Below are 3,046 nucleotides of genomic sequence, written 5' to 3' on the forward strand. Positions count from 1 at the left end.
CACCGAGAGCGCGCTGGTGCGCTATGAGGAACACCAGGGCGACGTGGCCGGCGCCAGCCTGCGGCTGAACAAGCTGATCGCCATCTGCGAGGCCGGCAATCGACAGCTGGGAGTGAGCCGCATGACCCTGGTCAGCGCGCTCTTTGACGCTCGCCGCGGCCTCAGGGACTCCGCCTACACCAAGCTGCTGGCCGCTTTGCGCGGCGGCCAGCGCCATGGCCAGTTGCGCAGCCTGCTGGACAACCACGACGGCGCCCTGGAACTGATCGCGGAACTGCTGCACCCTGGTCAGCGCGCTCTTTGACGCTCGCCGCGGCCTCAGGGACTCCGCCTACACCAAGCTGCTGGCCGCTTTGCGCGGCGGCCAGCGCCATGGCCAGTTGCGCAGCCTGCTGGACAACCACGACGGCGCCCTGGAACTGATCGCGGAACTGCTGCGCGAGCGCGCCGTGGACCCGGTGCTGACCTTCTATATCGAGCGCCTGCAGGAGGCCGGCCAGGCCCTGCAGCCCACTGCCAGCGACGCTCCGGCGGCGGCGCCCGGACGCTGGCAACAGGCGCCGGGCATGGAACCGCTGAGCGAACGCGAGCTGGAGGTCCTGCGCCTGCTGGCCCAGGCACTACCGAACAAGAAGATCGCGCGCGCACTCGGGCTGTCCCACGAGACGGTGAAATGGCACCTGCGACACATCTACAGCAAGCTCGGCGTGAGCAGCCGCGACGAGGCCGTGGCGCGCCTGCGCGACGCCGAAACAGGTAGCTGAGGCGCGCCACCCACCCAGGGTGGCGCGGCCTTTGCGCCTGCCCTCCAGCATGACGATGAACCGCCCGCCGAGGCGGCATCGACCTAGCCGGAGGGCATCCCGTGGAACCCCAGATCATCACCTTTCGCGAGTCGCAGCTGAGCCTGCAGGACGGCATCGCCGAGTTCACCCACCTCAACAGTGCCGCGCGCAATGCGCTGTCCATGGGGCTGCGCGATGACTACATCGAACTGCTGGCGCGCCTGCAGAGCGACCGCAGCATCCGCTGCCTGATCCTCACCGGCTCCGGCGGCAGCTTCTGCGCCGGCGGCGACCTCAAGTCGCTGCGCGAACGCCAGGCCAGCACTGACCCGGAAATCCGCTCCCCCGATGCCATGCGCCGCCGCCTGCAGGCCGTGCACCGCTGGGTCGAACCGCTGCGCAACCTGGAAATCCCGGTGATCGCCGCGGTCGATGGCCCGGCCTATGGCGCCGGTTTCGCCCTGGCGCTGGCGGCGGACTTCATCCTCGCCTCGTCGCGCGCGTCGTTCTGCATGTCCTTCGCCAAGGTCGGCCTGGTGCCCGACGCCGGCGCGCTCTACCTGCTGCCGCGCGTGGTCGGCCTGCAGAAGGCCAAGGAGCTGATGTTCAGCGCTCGCCGCGTCGGCGTCGAGGAAGCCCACACGCTGGGCATCGTCCAGGCGATCCACGCTCCCGACGAGCTGGCCGCCCAGGCGCGCGCTTTCGCCCGGCGCTTCCTCAATGCGCCGCGCGAGGCACTGGGCATGACCAAGGGCCTGCTCAACCGCAGCTTCGAAACGCCCTACTCGACCCTCGCGGAACTGGAGTGCTACGCCCAGGGCATCGCCACCGCGCAGCCCTACCACCTCGACGCCGTCGAGGCCTTCCTGCGCGGCGAGCCCGCGCGCTACGACTGGGACCGTTCCTGAGCCCCACCGCTACCGCCACCCACTGCGGGTGGCGGCCCCCGGCGACCATCTCCCTACCGTAATCCAAGGCCCGGACGACTCCGGGCGAGAACTTCCCTCTGGGCCTGCCAGCCCGAACCAGGAGCCTTGCGTGCATATCCAACGTACCGTCTTCCGCGAAGACCATGAAATGTTCCGCACCACCGTGCGGCGCTTCTTCGAACGCGAATGCGTCCCTCGCCAGGCCGACTGGGACAAGGCCGGCCAGGTCGACCGTGAGACCTGGCTGAAGGCCGGCCGCGAAGGCCTGCTGTGCATCACCCTGCCCACCGAGTACGGTGGCGGCGGCGGCGACTTCGGCCACAGCGCGATCTACTCCGAGGAGTACGCGCGCTCCGGCATTTCCGGCGTGGCGTTCTCGATGCACTCGGACATCATCGCGCCCTACATCGCCCGCTGCGGCAGTGAAGAGCAGAAGCAGAAGTGGCTGCCCGGCGCCGCCTCCGGCGAGATCATCCTCGGCATCGCGATGACCGAGCCAGGCACCGGCAGCGACCTCAAGGCCGTACGCACCACCGCCCGCCGCGAGGGCGACGAATACGTCATCAACGGCAGCAAGACCTTCATCAGCAACGGCCACACCGCCGACCTGATGATCGTGGTCTGCAAGACCGACCCGGAAGCCGGCGCCAAGGGCATCAGCCTGATCGCCGTGGAGACCGGCCGCCCCGGCTACCAGCGCGGACGCAAGCTGGACAAGGTCGGGCTGAAGGCCCAGGACACCGCCGAGCTGTTCTTCGACAACCTGCGCGTGCCGGTAGGCAACCTGCTGGGCGAGGAAGGCAAGGGCTTCGCCTACCTGATGGGCGAGCTGCCCCAGGAGCGTTTCACCATCGCCGTGTCCGCGGCGGCGCGACTGGAAGTCAGCCTGGAGCAGACCATCGAGTACGTGAAGAGCCGCCAGGCCTTCGGCCAGAGCGTCTGGGACTTCCAGAACACCCGCTTCAAGCTCGCCGACATCAAGGCCCAGGCCACCGCCGTGCGGCTGATGATCGACCACTACCTGGCCGAGCACATGCGCCGCCGCCTGACCCTGGAAGAAGCGGCCATCGCCAAGCTCTACGCCACCGAGACCCTGGGCAAGGCGTTGGACGAGATGGTCCAGCTGCATGGCGGCTACGGCTACATGCTCGAGTACCCGGTGGCCCGCGCCTTCGCCGATTCGCGGGTAACGCGGATCTACGGCGGCACCACCTTCGTTGCCGGCTCCGCGATCTTCAACGCACCGGACTACGCCGAGGTCATCCGCGCCATGCACGCTGAGCTGGCGCAGGCGCGCAAGTGATGAGTGCTGCACAACTGCCGTTCGCCGGG

The 3,046-nt window shown here is 68.8% G+C and carries 3 protein-coding genes and 2 pseudogenes; all 5 read left to right on the top strand.

Annotation, left to right across the window (positions count from 1 at the left end):
• Positions 1–304: hypothetical protein (locus QO207_RS31315; protein WP_301536122.1), on the top strand; the 304-nt coding region annotated here is incomplete at its 5' end.
• Positions 305–353: 49 nt separating this feature from the next.
• Positions 354–764, top strand: coding sequence for a helix-turn-helix transcriptional regulator (locus QO207_RS31320; protein ID WP_301536123.1), 411 nt, complete (start codon positions 354–356; stop codon positions 762–764).
• Between the two features lie 101 nt (positions 765–865).
• On the top strand, positions 866–1,693 hold the full coding sequence (locus tag QO207_RS31325; RefSeq protein ID WP_301536124.1) for an enoyl-CoA hydratase/isomerase family protein: 828 nt from the start codon (positions 866–868) through the stop codon (positions 1,691–1,693).
• Positions 1,694–1,862: 169 nt separating this feature from the next.
• A pseudogene (locus QO207_RS31330) lies at positions 1,863–2,924 on the top strand (acyl-CoA dehydrogenase family protein); the annotation flags it as partial.
• Positions 2,925–3,017, top strand: a pseudogene (locus tag QO207_RS31335) (ribulose-phosphate 3-epimerase); the annotation flags it as partial.
• Positions 3,018–3,046 lie beyond the last annotated feature (29 nt).

Source organism: Pseudomonas sp. CAN1, from assembly GCF_030462585.1.
GTDB lineage: Bacteria > Pseudomonadota > Gammaproteobacteria > Pseudomonadales > Pseudomonadaceae > Pseudomonas.